Origin of the sequence: Flavobacterium sp. (assembly GCF_025352015.1) — a bacterium.
Lineage (GTDB): Bacteria > Bacteroidota > Bacteroidia > Flavobacteriales > Flavobacteriaceae > Flavobacterium.
Genome location: NZ_JANXUG010000074.1, coordinates 23,690 through 40,573, shown reverse-complemented (window position 1 = coordinate 40,573; position 16,884 = coordinate 23,690). Strand labels below are relative to the sequence as shown.

Annotated in this window: 14 protein-coding genes and 1 tRNA gene; 9 read left to right on the top strand and 6 right to left on the bottom strand. The window is 33.7% G+C overall.

Going from position 1 to position 16,884, the window contains the following annotated elements:
* The first annotated feature begins 59 nt into the window (after positions 1-59).
* The 8 genes from Q0Q96_RS07355 to Q0Q96_RS12260 all read left to right on the top strand — a co-directional run bounded on the left by Q0Q96_RS07355 (position 60) and on the right by Q0Q96_RS12260 (position 9,574).
* Positions 60-4,499 carry a translocation/assembly module TamB domain-containing protein gene (locus Q0Q96_RS07355; RefSeq protein ID WP_293873077.1) on the top strand — a complete coding sequence of 1,480 codons (4,440 nt, stop codon included), beginning with the start codon at positions 60-62 and terminating at the stop codon, positions 4,497-4,499.
* A gap of 139 nt (positions 4,500-4,638) precedes the next feature.
* On the top strand, positions 4,639-5,625 hold the full coding sequence (gene pfkA, locus Q0Q96_RS07350) for a 6-phosphofructokinase (protein WP_293873075.1): 987 nt from the start codon (positions 4,639-4,641) through the stop codon (positions 5,623-5,625).
* Between the two features lie 105 nt (positions 5,626-5,730).
* Positions 5,731-6,738, top strand: a complete 1,008-nt coding sequence (gene gap, locus Q0Q96_RS07345; RefSeq protein WP_293873073.1) for a type I glyceraldehyde-3-phosphate dehydrogenase — start codon at positions 5,731-5,733, stop codon at positions 6,736-6,738.
* 43 nt (positions 6,739-6,781) lie between these two features.
* Positions 6,782-7,633 (top strand): N-acetylglucosamine kinase, encoded by an 852-nt coding sequence (locus Q0Q96_RS07340; RefSeq protein WP_293873072.1) that lies wholly within the window; start codon positions 6,782-6,784, stop codon positions 7,631-7,633.
* A 475-nt stretch (positions 7,634-8,108) separates the two neighbouring features.
* The gene (locus Q0Q96_RS07335; RefSeq protein WP_293873071.1) at positions 8,109-8,264 is read left to right on the top strand and encodes a hypothetical protein; all 156 of its coding nucleotides are present in this window, start codon (positions 8,109-8,111) and stop codon (positions 8,262-8,264) included.
* A gap of 356 nt (positions 8,265-8,620) precedes the next feature.
* Positions 8,621-8,803 carry a hypothetical protein gene (locus Q0Q96_RS12270; RefSeq protein WP_366069151.1) on the top strand — a complete coding sequence of 61 codons (183 nt, stop codon included), beginning with the start codon at positions 8,621-8,623 and terminating at the stop codon, positions 8,801-8,803.
* A complete protein-coding gene (locus tag Q0Q96_RS12265; RefSeq protein ID WP_366069158.1) occupies positions 8,804-9,187 on the top strand; it encodes a Fic family protein in 384 nt (127 codons plus the stop codon).
* A gap of 15 nt (positions 9,188-9,202) precedes the next feature.
* Complete coding sequence (locus Q0Q96_RS12260; RefSeq protein WP_366069149.1) at positions 9,203-9,574, top strand: hypothetical protein; 372 nt, start codon at positions 9,203-9,205, stop codon at positions 9,572-9,574.
* A gap of 669 nt (positions 9,575-10,243) precedes the next feature.
* Here Q0Q96_RS12260 and scpA read toward each other — a convergent pair.
* The 5 genes from scpA to Q0Q96_RS07305 form a co-directional block, all read right to left on the bottom strand.
* Positions 10,244-12,388, bottom strand: coding sequence for a methylmalonyl-CoA mutase (gene scpA / locus Q0Q96_RS07325; protein WP_293873070.1), 2,145 nt, complete (start codon positions 12,386-12,388; stop codon positions 10,244-10,246).
* A gap of 2 nt (positions 12,389-12,390) precedes the next feature.
* Positions 12,391-13,752, bottom strand: a complete 1,362-nt coding sequence (locus Q0Q96_RS07320) for a methylmalonyl-CoA mutase subunit beta (RefSeq protein ID WP_293873069.1) — start codon at positions 13,750-13,752, stop codon at positions 12,391-12,393.
* Positions 13,753-13,761: 9 nt separating this feature from the next.
* The gene (locus Q0Q96_RS07315) at positions 13,762-14,115 is read right to left on the bottom strand and encodes a septum formation initiator family protein (protein WP_293873068.1); all 354 of its coding nucleotides are present in this window, start codon (positions 14,113-14,115) and stop codon (positions 13,762-13,764) included.
* 2 nt (positions 14,116-14,117) lie between these two features.
* The gene (gene udk, locus Q0Q96_RS07310; protein WP_293873067.1) at positions 14,118-14,726 is read right to left on the bottom strand and encodes a uridine kinase; all 609 of its coding nucleotides are present in this window, start codon (positions 14,724-14,726) and stop codon (positions 14,118-14,120) included.
* Positions 14,727-14,846: 120 nt separating this feature from the next.
* Positions 14,847-14,921 (bottom strand) — tRNA-Pro (locus tag Q0Q96_RS07305).
* A gap of 148 nt (positions 14,922-15,069) precedes the next feature.
* Between Q0Q96_RS07305 and trxB the strand changes: the two genes are divergently transcribed.
* Positions 15,070-16,017 carry a thioredoxin-disulfide reductase gene (gene trxB / locus Q0Q96_RS07300; protein ID WP_293873066.1) on the top strand — a complete coding sequence of 316 codons (948 nt, stop codon included), beginning with the start codon at positions 15,070-15,072 and terminating at the stop codon, positions 16,015-16,017.
* On the opposite strand, the gene Q0Q96_RS07295 is transcribed toward trxB, so the two are convergent.
* Entirely contained in the window at positions 16,018-16,854 is an 837-nt protein-coding gene (locus Q0Q96_RS07295) for a DUF2807 domain-containing protein (protein ID WP_293873064.1), read from the bottom strand.
* Positions 16,855-16,884: the final 30 nt, after the last annotated feature.

The window sequence follows — 16,884 nt, the reverse complement described above, 5'->3', positions numbered from 1 at the left end:
AGATTCTATTTCGAACGATTGTTGGGCTAATTTTACTCTTATTATTAGTCAGCATTGCTTTGTCGTTACCTGTTGTTCAGACCAAAATTGCACAATATGCCACCGAAAAAATTAATAAAGATTATGGTACTCACATTAATATAGATGCTGTTGCCATTACCTTTTTTGGCGGTATTAAACTAAAAAAAGTTTTAATATTAGACCATCATAATGACACCTTAATTTATTCCCAAAGAATAAAAACCACTGTTTTAGATTTCAAAAGTGTAATGTATGGCAACTTGATTTTTGGCGATTTATGGTTGGACAATTTCTACCTGCAAATAAAAAATTATAAAGGAGAAAAAGAAACTAGTTTAGATAAATTTATAGCAGCTTTTGATAATAACAAACCAAGTTCAGGTAAGTTTTTGATGACCTCAAAAAACATTTTCCTGACCAAAAGTAGGTTTGAAATGCTAGATAAAAATAAAGCAAATCCTAAAGATGTAGATTTTACGCAGCTCGAAGCCAAGCTTAAGGATTTCAAAATAAAAGGACCTAACGTTACTTCAACCATAACGTCAATGACATTCCATGATCATAGGGGTGTAACTGTCAACAATTTGCATGCTGAGTTTACTTATACCAAGAAAAATATTAAGCTAGAAAAGCTGGAATTGAAAACCAAAGAATCTTTTCTAAAAGGAACAGTTATTCTTAATTACAATAAAAACAACCACGATTTTAGTGATTTTAATAATAGAGTAAAATTTGATATTGCTATTGATAGCGCCATATTATCTACCAATGATATTCGTCATTTTTATATAGAATTAGATAAAAATCAAAAATTTTATTTGAATTCAAAAATCAAAGGAACGCTGAATAATTTATATGCTACAAATTTGTATTTGCAGGATAAAAAAAATTCGATCATAAAAGGGGATGTTAATTTTAAAAACCTTTTTCCCCACAGTCCTGGAAATTTTTATATGAAAGGAAATTTTAGCAAAATATCATCTAACTATACCGACTTAATAAAACTTTTACCAAATATTCTTGGTAAAAAATTACCCTCTTCGTTAGCGAAATTAGGACAGTTTAATTATACAGGAAAAGTTGAACTATCACAAACTTATATCAACACTAATTTTGTAATGAATACAGCTCTCGGTATAGTCGAATCTGATTTGCACATGTCAAATCTCAATACCATTGACAATGCTAAATACGATGGTAAAGTTATTCTCGACGGATTTGATATAGGAACTATGATTGATAATAAAAGTATCGGCAAAGTGTCTTTAAATCTTGATGTAGCAGGCAAAGGATTTACAAGAAAATATTTGAATACTACAATTGTTGGCGATGTTTTTCAGTTGAAATACAACGACTATAATTACACTAAAATAATTGTTGACGGAAGCTTTAAAGATCCGCTTTTTAAAGGAAAATTTTATATAAATGACCCTAATTTGTTTATGGATTTTAACGGAATTCTTGATTTGTCTAAAAAAGAAAATATTTATGACTTTCATACCAAAATTGATTATGCTAATTTACAAAAACTCAATTTTATTAAAGATTCCTTATCGGTATTCAAGGGCGATATTGTAATCAAAGCAAACGGAAATTCATTGGATAATTTAAAAGGCGATTTTTTGTTAACCAATGCTTCTTATCAAAACAAAAAAGATGTTTATTTTGTAGATTATCTCAATGTGAATTCTAGTTTTGATGCCCTCGGAGAAAGATCAGTTGTGGTGAATTCGCCCGATGTTATCCAAGGTTCATCGGTTGGGAAATACAAACTTTCTCAACTGCAACAAATGGCAGAAAACTCACTAGGCAGTTTATATCAAAACTATAAGCCTAATAAAGTATTACCCAATCAATATTTGAAATTCGATTTTTTGTTCAATAACAAAATTATTGAAATTTTTAATCCCAACATTTCATTATCCAAAAACACTACTCTCAAGGGAAATATAAGTTCTGATACTAAAAATTTTAAACTCGATTTTGTATCACCCAAAATAATTGCCTACAACAATACTTTTGATAATTTGTTGGTTAAGGTTGATAATAAAAATCCTTTGTATAGTTCTTTTATTCAGTTGGATTCTATCAAAACCAAATATTACAAAATAAGAGATTTTAGTATGATTAACACCATAGTTAATGATAGTTTATATTTCAGGTCCGAGTTTAAAGGAGGCAATCAAGGAAAGGATTTTTATAATTTAAACTTTTATCATACCATAAATAAAGACAATAAAAATGTTGTTGGATTTAATAAATCGGAATTGAAATTTAAAGATTATTTATGGTATTTGAACGAAAACAATAATAAAGAAAATAACAAAATAGTTTTTGACAAAAAGGTAACTAATTTTTCTTTTGAAAACTTGATACTTTCGCACGAAAATCAACGTGTTAGTTTTGTTGGATTGCTTCAAGGTAAGCAAAACAAAGATTTGGAACTCACCTTTAATAACGTTGAATTAAATAAAATCACACCCGACGTGGAGAAATTTATTTTTGACGGAAATTTGAATGGCAAAATTAATTTCAAGCAAAATAATACTGTTTTTCAACCAACCTCCTTATTAAAAATAGATAACTTATCCGTCAATAAAATTGCTTTAGGAAATTTGAATCTCGAAATCAAAGGGGACGAAACATTGAGTAAATTTCACTTAAAATCAAATTTAGACAATCAAAACATCGATTCCTTTGTAGCTGAAGGTGATATTTCGGTTTTTGATAATAAAACTGCGCTAGACATTGATTTGAGTTTTGATAAATTTAATCTGGGAGTTTTAGGAAAAATAGGAGGTGATGTTATCACCAATATTAGAGGATTTACGTCGGGAAATGCTAGGATAAATGGTGATATTACTCATTTGGATTACAACGGACGATTGAGTATTAACGACGCAGCATTAACCATCCCGTACCTTAATGTGGATTATAAATTTGATAATAATTCAATTGTAGATGTTACAGAAAATAAATTTATCATACGAGAAACGAATATTACCGATACCAAATTCGATACAAAAGGAATAATCAACGGATTTATCAAACACAATCAATTTAGCGATTGGCAATTAGATTTGAATATTAATACAAATAGATTATTGGCTTTAAATACTGTTGATCAAGAAGATACTGCTTATTATGGCACAGCATTTATGAATGGTTCGGCCTCTATAAAAGGACTAACAAGCAACTTGATGATAAAAGTAGATGCTGAATCTGCAAGAGGAACTGATATAAAAATTCCTATAAATAATGCAGAAGCTGTTCAAGAAAACAAATACCTACATTTTTTAACGCCACTAGAAAAAAAGAAACAAAAAACAGATAAGAGTAAAATAATTCCAACTAAAAATTCAAACGGACTGGAATTGGAATTTAATTTTGATATCACTGAAATTGCCAATATCGAGGTAATTCTTAACAGAGAAAGTGGTCACGGAATGAAAGGAAAAGGAAACGGAACACTGTTATTTAGGATAAATACGTTAGGGAAATTTGAAATGTTTGGTGATTTTTCGGTGGTTTCAGGTTCTTATAATTTTAAATACGGCGGATTAATAGGAAAAGAATTTACTGTAAAAAAGGGCGCTTCTATTACTTGGTCTGGTGACCCGTTAGCAGCATCACTTAATCTAGAGGCTGTTTATAAAACTACTGCGAATCCAGGTTTGTTAATCGATAATCCCTCTTTTAATAAGAAAGTAGATGTTGAAGTTATCATTGGAGTTAAAGGAAATTTAACTAATCCTGAACCCGATTTTAATATCAATTTTCCTTCAGTTGCCAGTTCATTAAAGTCTGAATTACAATACAAATTAGATGATAAAGATGTGCGTCAAACCCAAGCTTTGTACCTATTGTCTACAGGAAGCTTTTTAAGCCAAGACGGAGTCAATCAAAGTCAGCTGTCCAATAATTTATACGAAAAAGCGAGTAGTCTTTTTAATGATATATTTTCTGGAACAAATGATAAATTACAGTTAGGAATAGATTATGTAACAGCGGATAAAAGAATAAATCAGCAAACCAATGGACGATTTGGAGTTACGGTTTCATCCAAAATAAATGATAGAATTACCGTCAATGGTAAAGTAGGAGTGCCCGTTGGAGGAATTACCGAAACAGCTATCGTGGGCGACCTAGAAGTACAATATCGTGTAAATACGGATGGAACTTTGAACTTAAGAGTTTTTAATAGAGAAAACGATATAACTTATATTGGTCAAGGAATTGGTTATACGCAAGGTATAGGTATGTCGTATGAAGTCGATTTTGATACCGTCAGCGAATTAATCAACAAAATTTTTAAAAACGCCAAAATCGCTAAAGTAGAACCCAATAAAAGCGACACAATTCATGACTCTAGTTTACTGCCCGATAATATGTTTATTAAAGATAAACATCCAGCAGAAAAGGACAAGAAAAAACCAACTGTAGCTCCAAATAAGGATGCAGTTCCAACCGAAGATTAATAGTTGTTTACTTCACTCAATTTATTAACCCAAAAACTTATCAACGAAAACGATTGAATTTATCCAATTTTGTTATTATGACAATAATTGGGTTAAACAATGCTACTTGTTTGCTAATTTTACATTTTAAACCAAAAAAATGTCAAAAACTATAAAGAAAATAGGTGTTTTAACTTCGGGCGGAGATTCCCCCGGGATGAATGCTGCCATACGTTCGGTTGTAAGAACCTGTGCTTTTCATAGTATAGAATGTGTCGGAATTTACAGAGGATACCAAGGTATGATAGAAGGCGATTTTAAAGAAATGGGACCCCGAAGCGTTAATAATATTGTAAATAAAGGTGGCACCATTTTAAAAACGGCGCGATCAAAAGAATTTATGACCGCTGAAGGCCGACAAAAAGCACATCAAAATTTAGTAAATGCCAATATAGACGCGTTGGTGGTTATCGGTGGCGACGGTTCTTTTACGGGTGCCGAAGTTTTTAATAACGAATTTGGCTATCCTGTAATGGGAATTCCAGGTACGATTGATAACGATATTTTTGGCACAAGCCACACTTTAGGTTTTGATACCGCTTTGAATACTGTGGTAGAGTGTATCGATAAAATTAGAGATACTGCCAGTTCTCACAATCGACTTTTTCTGGTTGAAGTTATGGGAAGAGATGCAGGTCATATTGCCTTAAATGCCGGAATTGGCGCTGGAGCAGAGGAAATTTTGATTCCCGAACAAGATTTAGGATTAGAACGTCTTTTGGAATCTTTACGAAAAAGCAAAGCCTCTGGCAAATCATCGAGTATTGTAGTTATTGCCGAAGGCGATAAAATAGGAAAAAGTGTCTTCGAACTCAAAGATTACATCGAAGAACACATGCCCGAATATGATATTCGTGTTTCTGTTCTTGGTCACATGCAACGCGGCGGTGCACCATCTTGTTATGACAGAGTGTTAGCCTCGCGTTTGGGGGTAAAAGCCGTTGAATCCTTATTGGAAGGAAAATCAAATTATATGGTCGGAATTTTGAGTGATAAAGTAGCCCTAACACCACTTGAAAATGCTATCAAAGGACATTCAGAAATTGATAGAGAGCTATTGCGAGTTTCAGAAATTATGTCAACGTAAGAGCAATAAGCCTTGAGCAATATGCTAAAGTCAAGCAATAATAAAATAAACACAAATCTGCTTACAGCCAAGAGCTTCAAGCATAAAGCAATTAAATAAAAACAAATGAAAGTAAAATTAGGAATAAACGGTTTCGGAAGAATTGGAAGAATAGTATTCAGGGAAACCTATAACCGTGACAATGTAGAAGTAGTAGCCATAAACGATTTATTAGATGTAGATCATTTGGCTTATTTATTAAAATACGATTCGGTACACGGTCGTTTTAACGGAAAAGTTGAAGTAAAAGACGGAAAACTATATGTAAACGATAAATTCATCAGGGTTACAGCCGAAAGAGATCCTAAACTAATCAAATGGGATGAGTCGGATGTTAATGTAGATGTTGTGGCGGAATGTACAGGGTTCTTCACTACAATCGATACTGCAAAAGCGCATATCGATGGTGGTGCCAAAAAAGTTATTATCTCTGCACCTTCAACAGATGCGCCCATGTTTGTAATGGGTGTAAATCATATCGAAGCTAAAGCTACTGATGTAGTGGTTTCAAATGCTTCTTGTACTACCAACTGTTTAGCACCATTGGCTAAAGTAATCAATGATAACTACGGAATAGTTGAAGGTTTGATGACCACAGTGCACGCTTCAACATCAACACAAATGGTTGCTGACGGCCCTTCTAAAAAAGACTGGCGAGGCGGACGTGCTGCAAGCGTAAACATCATTCCATCGTCTACAGGAGCAGCAAAAGCAGTGGGGAAGGTGATTCCTGCCTTGAACGGAAAGCTAACAGGAATGTCATTCCGTGTGCCAACTATCGACGTTTCTGTAGTTGATTTAACGGTAAAGGTTGCCAAAGAAACTTCGTACGACGAAATCATGACAGTATTAAAAAAAGCCTCTGAAAATGAATTAAAAGGAATCCTTGGCTTCACCGAAGATGATGTAGTATCCCAGGACTTTGTGTCTGATTCCAGAACGTCCATCATTGATGCCAAAGCCGGAATTGGTTTAAATGCAACCTTCTTCAAATTAGTATCTTGGTATGATAATGAATACGGATATTCGAGCAAATTAATAGATTTAGCAGTGCATATCGCAAGTTTAAAATAATAAACAGCGTTAAGATTTACCCATTTTTAATTCCTAATTATATATGAAATTATTAGTTGATAGTGGATCAACCAAAGCCGATTGGATTGCCATTGACGATAACGGGAAAGTGCTTTTTACCACCCAAACGTTGGGTCTAAATCCAGAAGTTTTAGACAAAACCGAAATCATTCATCGTTTGGATGAAAAATTCGATATCTCTCATAATAAAAATAAGGCAACAAACCTTTTCTTTTATGGCGCAGGTTGTGGCACAGACCGAATGAAAAATTTTTTAACCAAGGTTTTTGAGGAATATTTCACCCATGCCACAGTTTCAGTTCACGAAGATACTTACGCCGCGGTTTATGCCACCACTCCAAAAGCTCACCAAGCCATAGTTTGTATTCTCGGTACAGGTTCAAATTGTAGTTATTTTGATGGCATAGTACTGCATCAAAAAGTGCAATCATTAGGTTACATAGCAATGGATGATTGCTCCGGAAATCGTTTTGGCAGACATTTGTTAAGAGGCTTTTCTTTCAACAAAATGCCCAAAGCTCTAGCAAAAGAATTTCAAGAAGAATACAATCTTGATCCCGATTATATTAAGAACAATTTATACAAATTACCCAATCCCAATGCTTATTTAGCCACTTTTGCAAAGTTTTTAATCAAACACAAAGAAACCGATTTCTGCAAAAAATTCATTTACAGCGAAATGGAAGATTTTGTAGAAAACTACATCAAACAATTTGATAATTACAAACAAATTCCCGTTCATTTTGTGGGTTCAATAGCCTTCTATTTGGTCGATGAATTAAAAGAAGTTTTAACCAAACACGGTATCACTATCGGTAACGTACTCAGAAGACCCATTGATGGTTTGATCGCCTATCATGTGATGAATAAATAAAGTATCACTTTATACATAGTTACCATTATAAACTCAAAAATGTTTTAAGCAACCTTTGAGGTTCACAAAGCTTACTACAAAATCAATTAATAAAACCCAAAAAAGCAAAAGAGGTATTTTTTCAACCCTAGCAAAAAGACCTCCAAGTTACAAACTACATAAAGAGCAGCGGCATTATCATAACGCTACAACCCTATAGTAGTTCCTGCTGTACGTAAGAAAAGTATTCAAAAAATTGAAAGTTCGTTTGATGACTTGTAAAAGATGTTTACTATATTTGACTTAAAATAAAGTAATTTTTATCGCACATATACACCCAAAAATAGTTGGCTTTGTGTGATTTTGTAGCACATATTCACAAGTTTGGGGTAATTTTAGCAAAATGACAATCTAATAAATAACAATCGAAATTTTAGTAGAAAGAACATTAACTCAATTTGACAGTAAAAAACTTGTTGATTGGGCTATAAACGTTTTGGAATTAGGTTTTGAAAGTGAAAATTTATTTATTTTGGCAGGTTTAGATTTTGACACAACTGAAGAACGGGAAAAATATTTTTCGAAAAGTATAGGTGATTTAAAGCTTGAAATTGAAAAAGATGATAATCGAACATTACAAAAAAAACTATGAATAACAACTACTACAACGGATTTGGGCAATAGGATTAAAGAAAGTTAGTTTTGTATTTGGATGATTTGGCTAATCCGAAAATGGGGCTTAATTTAGTACCAAAACCGCTGTAATATCGGAACTTCTGGAAAAATAGCCCTTCAGAACAATTTTTCTCAATGACCGCTCGGCTATGCCGACAATCAGATAACCATCGTTTCTTATCCACGACGTTCTCCCAACAGTCGCCTTTGACGCCTTTCTATAGGGAGTAATCTCACTGAAAAACGAGGGAAAATACAATCGGTCATTAACAACAATAATGTTGGACGTTCACGAAAAAAACCTATCTTTGATAATATCAAATGATAGAATCAATGAAACCACCTTGCCACATTACTCCAAAAATTCTAAAATTGATAAGTTCTATTTCAGAGAAAATAGGAGCAGTAAATGCTAACTTTCTTAACAAACAATCTCCACAACTTTGTAAACAGAATAGAATAAAGACAATTCATTCTTCACTGCAAATCGAAGGCAATACTCTGACCGAAGAATAAATCACCGCGTTAATAGAAAACAAAAAAGTTATTGGTCCAGAAAAAGTTGTTTTAGAAGTTCTAAATGCTATCAAAGTTTATGAAAAATTAGATAGTTATAAATTTTATTCTGACAAAAGCTTCTTAAAAGCGCATCTCGAATTAATGAAAGGACTAATCGAAAGTGCCGGAAAATACAGCAAACAAGGCGTTGGAATAGTCAAAGGAACAATAGTGGAACACATTACTCCGCCTTATGAAGATGTGCCTCATCAAATGAAAGATTTATTTGAATATTTTAAAGATGCTGATGAATTGACGTTATTAAAAAATTGTGTGTTTCATTACGAAATGGAATTCATTCATCCATTTTTAGATGGAAACGGAAGGATGGGAAGGCTTTGACAAACTTTGATTCTGATGTCTGAATATCCAGTTTTTGAATTTTTACCCTTTGAAACTTTAATCATCAAAACCCAAAATGAATATTATAAATCTTTAGCTTTAAGTGACAAGTCTGGAAAGTCAACTTTCTTTATCGAATATATGCTTGAAGTTATTGAAAAGTCATTGGAAAATTTACTCAATTACAATAACAGAGTTTTAAAAGATATCGATCGTTTAAAATATTTTTTAAAGCTTGGCATAAAAGAGTTTAACCGAAAAGATTACATGAACATATTTAAAGATTTATCATCAGCTACAGCAAGCAGAGATTTAAAAAAAGGAATGGAAATGAATAGGCTTGAAAGTGTTGGTAATCTCAACAAAACGAAATATATAGTTAAATAATTACTGTTATTAAGAGCAAATTTCTTTAGGGAGTGAATTCCCTGAAAAACGACGAGAAAGCCGAGCGGTCATTGTAGGCAATTTTCCAAAACTGTTAAATAGTAACCATGAGAAATAATTTACGCCTTAAAGGTTTGATATCATTCAGCTTTGTGATTTTTTACTACCATTCTTTCAGACTAGTTCGGACAAAGTTCTGAAAAATTCTCCAAGATATAAAGGTGAATTTACTGGCTATGTTCAAGATTCCCTAAATTTTAAAAGAAGTTGTAACAGATTTATACGGAAATTTTACTGTAGTGATAAAAAAATGATTCTAATACTACTTTAGTAGTTTTTAAAGAAAAAGATGATAATTATATTGTATTTGAATTGGCTACTTTTTTCGATAGAAACAAGTGAATTAACATCCGAAATACCATTTCAAGAAAATCAAATAAATGAATTTCACTTTGATTATTTAATTAATATGTAATAAAAATATATTAAAATCTAAAAAAAACATATTGCTACTAGTTATAACCGGTTTGAAGAAATTGAGGTTAATAACTTTAATTAAAGTTTATTTTGTAGTAGTAAAAAATTATTATTTACATTAAAAGGAAAGTCAATAATAAATTCTAAATTTTATAATAAGCTGCATATTATAAAATCACAAAACACAACCCCTTACTCTTGTAACAAAACCTCCAAAATACTAATGGCGGCTTCACTTATTTTAGTACCAGGACCAAAAACCGCTACAGCACCCGCATCAAACAGAAATTGGTAATCCTGCGCAGGAATTACGCCGCCTACGATAACCATAATATCTTCGCGACCATAATTTTTTAATTCCTCAATCACCTGTGGAACCAGCGTTTTATGTCCCGCAGCAAGTGAAGAAACACCAAGAATATGCACATCGTTTTCAATAGCTTGTTTGGCAGCTTCTTTTGGCGTTTGAAACAACGGACCAATATCTACATCAAAACCTACATCGGCATAACCCGTCGCGACTACTTTAGCACCACGATCATGACCGTCTTGACCCATTTTTGCAATCATAATTCTAGGACGACGACCTTCTTTTTTGGCGAAGACATCGGCCAACGCTTTTGCTTTTTCAAAACGCTCATCGTTTTTTATTTCTTTACTATACACGCCGCTAAAACTTCTAATTTGTGCTTTATACCTTCCGAAAACAACTTCTAAAGCAGCACTAATTTCGCCCAATGTAGCTCTGTTGCGTGCTGCTGCTACCGCCAAAGATAATAAGTTATCATTTTGTTTTTGTGCACAATCCGTTAATTTAGCCAAACATTCGGCTACTTTATCATTATCACGTGTGGCTTTTAGGTGTTGCAAACGCGCTATTTGTTGTTTGCGCACCATGTCATTATCGACATCCAAAATCTGTAACGGATCTTCTTTTTCCAATCGGTATTTGTTGACTCCCACAATAATATCTTGATTACTATCAATACGTGCTTGTTTTCGTGCCGCCGCTTCTTCAATACGCAATTTCGGAATTCCCGCTTCTATGGCTTTGGTCATGCCGCCTAATGCTTCAACTTCTTCAATAAGTGTCCAGGCGTTTTGTGCAATTTCGTTGGTCAAACTTTCTACATAATAACTTCCTGCCCAAGGATCGACGGTTTTACAAATTTTGGTTTCTTCTTGTAAAAATATTTGGGTGTTTCTGGCAATTCGAGCAGAAAAATCAGTGGGTAATGCAATGGCTTCGTCTAATGCATTGGTATGTAAAGATTGTGTTCCTCCAAATGCGGCTGCAAGTGCTTCAATTGTTGTTCGAGCCACATTATTAAAAGGATCTTGCTCGGTTAAACTCCAACCAGACGTTTGACAATGCGTTCGCAAAGCCAATGATTTTTCGTCTTTTGGACTAAACTGTTTAAGCAATTTTGCCCACAACATCCGTCCGGCACGCATCTTGGCAATTTCCATAAAATGATTCATGCCAATTGCCCAAAAAAAGGATAGGCGAGGAGCAAAGTCATCAATTTTCATTCCTGTTGATAATCCTGTTCGAATATACTCTAAACCGTCGGCTAATGTGTACGCCAACTCAATATCGGCGGTGGCTCCAGCTTCCTGCATGTGATAACCCGAAATAGAAATCGAATTGAATTTTGGCATTTTATTGCTTGTATATTCAAATATATCTGCAATAATTTTCATCGAAGGCGTAGGCGGATAAATATAGGTGTTGCGCACCATAAATTCCTTCAAAATATCATTTTGTATCGTTCCCGAAAGTTGTTCAAGAGCAATGCCTTGTTCTTCTGCAGCAACTATGTAGAATGCCATAATAGGCAAAACGGCACCGTTCATGGTCATAGAAACCGACATTTCATCCAAAGGAATTTGGTCAAAAAGTATTTTCATATCCTCCACCGAATCGATGGCAACTCCAGCTTTTCCAACGTCACCAAAAACGCGCTCGTGATCCGAATCATAACCTCTATGAGTGGCTAAATCAAAAGCAACGGACAATCCTTTTTGTCCAGCAGCGAGATTTCTTTTGTAAAAAGCATTACTATCTTCAGCAGTTGAAAACCCAGCATATTGACGTATAGTCCAAGGACGACGCACGTACATAGTTGTATAAGGACCACGAAGGTTAGGCGCAAAACCTGCGGCAAAATCAAGATGTTCTAATCCTGCAATATCTTCATCAGAATAAATAGATTTTAGCTGAATACCTTCGGCAGTCAGAAAGTGGTCGGACGTAGCTTCTGCGTTGGTAATATCAACCGATTTTTGATTTTCGACTTTCAATTCAATTTGTAGGTGTTGGATGTTTTTTCTCATGGTTATACTTCTTGAGATAAACGTTCTTGTTCTAATTTCTCTGCCAATCTTTTTTCGATAATCGGTGTAATCAGCGTTTTTCTTGGATTTTGTTTTACAAATGGAAATAATTCCAAATCGTGTTTCATGCGGTCATTTTTGTTATGATATTTATTGGTTCCTAATAAAATTTCTTTTCCACTATCAAACAATTCCTGTTCTTTGGCTGCGCTTTCGCCAATTTTTTTCTGAATCTTTCCTTCAATTAATTGCGTTATAAAGCCACTATTGGCTTCAATATCTTTGAAAAGCAGCAATGATTTTTCGGCTAATTGTTCGGTCAAAGATTCTATATAATAGGAACCATCAGCAGGATTACTGACTTTGTCAAAATAACTTTCATGTTTTAAAATCAATAATTGATTTCTAGAAATCCTATCGCCAAATTCATTGTCCTTATGGTATAAAGCATCATAAGGTAGGTTTGTAATGCTATCAGCTCCACCTAAAACCGCCGAAATACATTCAGTCGTGGTGCGCAACATATTAACGTTATAATCGTAAAGTGTTTTGTTGCGTTTTGTAGGGGTAACGACGATATGGCAATCAAAAGTGTGATTATATGCTTTAGCTAAAGTATTAAATAATAATCGCATGGCACGAATTTTTGCAATTTCAAAAAAGTAATTCGTCCCCACAGCTATTTCTATAGTAATAGGATGATTGATTTTTGGAATTCGATTAAAATATTCATTAACATGCGCTAAAGTATAGGCAAGTTGCTGCACCATATTGGCACCTGCATTTTGATAAGTTCCAGCATTTATAGTAAGAAACGGTAAGCTTGTATTTTCAGCAATGTTATTTAGCTCTTCAAAATCTTTGTTTAGGTTTCCAAACCAGTTTCCGTCTTTGACTAATTGCCCAATTGAATCAATTTGAATGATACAATCGATATTGTTTTTTAAAGCATAAGCATTACTATTTTTTACAAAATCGATAGAAAGAAAAGGCAAATAAAAAAAATAACGTGTATTTTTTACAGGAAGATTTTGCATTAAGTCGGTTATGGCAACATTCTCATTTTGAATCGTAAAACGAATGCTTTCTGCACCGCGCTTTAGGGATTCTAAAGCTCTTTTATTGGACAAAGCAACATCGTGAACGTAGATGTTCTGTAGGATTTCAAAAGGCGTGGTGTTTTCCTTTGTGGCAAACTTTACATCCAAATCATCGTTGTGATAAAATGGTTTTACCTTAATGCCTTCTGGGCTTTCCCAAACCAAAGTGTCATTATAATTGGCACCTTTTAGTTCGTATTGAATTTGTTGTTTCCATTGTTTAGAAGAAACAGGATCGAAACCATCAAATAAATGTTCTGCCATAAGGTAATTTTATAAAGATTTTGATTTCGATTGCTCTTCCTTTAAGGAATCGCCTTCAAATTCAATAATGTAAATATCTTCACTATCTCGTTTCATATAATATTTTTCACGAGCATATTTCTCTATTTGATCAGGATTTTTAAGGATTTTAATGTTTTCTTCATCTTTATTAATTTCGTCCTGATAATATTTTTTATTGTCCTCGAGTTCGTTTAGTTGCTTATTGATAATTCGATGTTCTATGTATGAAGTATTGTCTAAAAACAGCATCCAAACCGAAAAAAAAACCAACACAATAACATATCTATTTCCAAGAATTTTAAGAATAGGATACTTATCGGTTAGATTTTTAAAGGTGCTCATTGTTATGTAATTCTTTGATTGATTACAGCTCTTACCACATCTATGGCAACGGTGTTGTATTTGTCATTCGGAATTATGATATCTGCGTACGCTTTTGTAGGTTCAATAAATTGCTGATGCATAGGCTTTAAAGTCGTTTGGTATCGGTTTAGTACTTCTTCCATATCGCGACCGCGTTCGGCAATATCTCTTTTTAAACGTCGAATTAATCTTTCATCAGAATCGGCATGAACAAATATTTTAACATCAAACATTTCACGTAATTCTGGGTTAGCCAAAATCAAAATACCTTCTACAATCATAACTTTTCTGGGATGTGTAATGATGCTATCATCTGTGCGATTGTGTGTTACAAAAGAATAAACGGGCTGTTCAATTATTTCTCCTTTTTTTAGTTTGGCAAGATGTTGTACTAATAATTCGAAATCAATAGCACGTGGATGATCAAAATTGATGAGTCCTCTTTCCTCAAAACTCAAATTATTGTTTTCTCTGTAATAAGAATCTTGAGAAATTACTCCTACTTCGGTTTCCGGTAATTCATTTATAATTTGTTGAACAACAGTTGTCTTTCCGCTTCCTGTACCGCCAGCAATTCCAATAATTAGCATATGTAGTTGTATTGTTTTTGTTTCAACAAAAATAGAAATTATATCGGATGCACATTTTGTTTTTGGATAAATATTAAAAAACAAAAATCCTTCCCGTTTAACAGAAAGGATTTTATTGAGTCGGGGTGGCAGGATTCGAACCTGCGGCCTCCTGCTCCCAAAGCAGGCGCGATAACCGGGCTACGCTACACCCCGAAGCTGGTGCAAATATAAAACTAATAATTAGTTCTCAAAATGTTTTATGGCATTAATAATTCTTTACGTCAAAATAGTTTTTTATAGGTTACTTTGCAACTAAATTTTTATTAAAAACTTACCTTTGCGCAAAATAAAATTACAAATTATGTCGGATACAATTGAAAAAGTAAAGTGCTTAATTATAGGTTCTGGACCCGCTGGTTACACTGCAGCAATTTATGCAGCTAGAGCTAATATGTTCCCAGTATTATATCAAGGAACCCAACCAGGTGGTCAATTAACTACGACTAATGAAGTCGAAAACTGGCCAGGAAATCCTGAAGGAATCACTGGTCCAGAGATGATGATTAATATTCAAGAACAAGCAAAACGTTTTGGTACCGATGTTCGTGATGGATGGGCTACCAAAGTAGATTTTACTGATAGTATCCACAAAGTATGGATTAATGATACGAAAGAAATTCATGCGGAAACAGTTATAATTTCAACGGGTGCTTCAGCAAAATATTTAGGAATACCATCAGAACAGCATTATTTGCAAACTGGTGGCGGTGTTTCGGCATGTGCCGTTTGTGATGGTTTCTTTTACAGAGGTCAAGAGGTGGTTATAGTTGGCGCCGGAGATTCAGCGTGTGAAGAAGCACATTATTTATCAAAATTGTGTAAAAAAGTAACCATGTTGGTTAGAAGTGAAAAGTTTAGAGCTTCGAAAATAATGGAAGAACGTGTTCGCAAAACAGAAAATATTACAATTTTGATGCATCATGATACTGTTGAGGTTTTGGGTGATGGGCAAGTGGTAACTTCTGTAAAAGCCAAAAACAAAACTACTGATGCTATTTTTGATATTCCGACGACCGGTTTCTTTGTAGCCATTGGACACAAGCCCAACACCGATATTTTTGCAGACTTTTTGAACCTTGACGAAACCGGTTATATTATCAATGAAGCGGGAACTTCAAAAACAAATGTTGCGGGAGTATTTGTAGCGGGAGACGCCGCAGACCATGTTTATCGTCAAGCGATAACTGCTGCAGGAACAGGTTGTATGGCAGCATTGGACGCTGAAAGATATTTAGCGGCGATGGAGTAATTAATTTTTAAAAGACTTTTTCTTCAACGTAGCATTTTCGGTGAAATGCTTTAAATCAATTTTTGGTTCGCCAAACAACTCTATTTCGCTGTTGCCCGAAGCATTGATTGTAACAAAATTACTAATGTTTATTCTTGTTTTTGAATATCCAGAAGTTTCTAAAAATGCATTTTTGGCAGTTAATTTTTTTCCAGTAAAATCAGTGTTATTATCTAATCGAAGTTTTAATTCCAATACATCACCTTCTATATCGGCAGATGATTTTTGATACATATCAAATCGCATTTCGCTGCTTGTAATAAGTGCTTTCACATAAGCGCTTTTGCTGACGTCAATAGCCGTCCTATCGGATTTTAAATTCAATTCAACTTTAGATTTATCGTTTGCCATTAAGGTAAAATTTTTGGTTTTGGCATTCAAAAATAATTTTGCATAATCATAACTTTTAAAAGTAATATTGTCTAAAGTAACTTCTGTAAGCGACGTAACATTAGTTTCATTTTTAGCATTCACCAAATTAAATTTATCAGTATAAGTAACACGAATGCTTAATTTTTTGAAGCTAGAAATGTCTTTAGCGGTTGAAATTCTTAAGTTTTTACCAATAATCTTAAAGTCAACAAATTCAATTAAATTATCATCAGCTTCAATTTCTAAACCGCATTCATTTCCTTTAACCAAAAAAACTTCCAAGTTGTCTTCGACTTCTAAACTCTCGAAGTTTTCGGTTTTTTTCTGCTCTAGTTTAACTATCCTTGAACCTTTTATTTTTTCTTTTTTTTGAGCAAAAGAAACAACTGCAAGGCAAAGGAAGCTTACTAAAATAATTTTTTTCATGAGTGTTGGTACCATTAGTTTTGTCAAAAA

Excerpts from the sequence above, each read along its gene's own strand:
- scpA (WP_293873070.1), bottom strand. The coding sequence starts at position 12,388 with ATGAGAAAAAACATCCAACACCTACAAATTGAATTGAAAGTCGAAAAT.
- Q0Q96_RS07315 (WP_293873068.1), bottom strand. The coding sequence starts at position 14,115 with ATGAGCACCTTTAAAAATCTAACCGATAAGTATCCTATTCTTAAAATT.
- Q0Q96_RS12270 (WP_366069151.1), top strand. The coding sequence starts at position 8,621 with ATGAAACCACCTTGCCACATTACTCCAAAAATTCTAAAATTGATAAGT.
- Q0Q96_RS07320 (WP_293873069.1), bottom strand. The coding sequence starts at position 13,752 with ATGGCAGAACATTTATTTGATGGTTTCGATCCTGTTTCTTCTAAACAA.
- gap (WP_293873073.1), top strand. The coding sequence starts at position 5,731 with ATGAAAGTAAAATTAGGAATAAACGGTTTCGGAAGAATTGGAAGAATA.
- udk (WP_293873067.1), bottom strand. The coding sequence starts at position 14,726 with ATGCTAATTATTGGAATTGCTGGCGGTACAGGAAGCGGAAAGACAACT.
- Q0Q96_RS07295 (WP_293873064.1), bottom strand. The coding sequence starts at position 16,854 with ATGAAAAAAATTATTTTAGTAAGCTTCCTTTGCCTTGCAGTTGTTTCT.
- trxB (WP_293873066.1), top strand. The coding sequence starts at position 15,070 with ATGTCGGATACAATTGAAAAAGTAAAGTGCTTAATTATAGGTTCTGGA.
- Q0Q96_RS12260 (WP_366069149.1), top strand. The coding sequence starts at position 9,203 with ATGTCTGAATATCCAGTTTTTGAATTTTTACCCTTTGAAACTTTAATC.
- Q0Q96_RS07340 (WP_293873072.1), top strand. The coding sequence starts at position 6,782 with ATGAAATTATTAGTTGATAGTGGATCAACCAAAGCCGATTGGATTGCC.
- pfkA (WP_293873075.1), top strand. The coding sequence starts at position 4,639 with ATGTCAAAAACTATAAAGAAAATAGGTGTTTTAACTTCGGGCGGAGAT.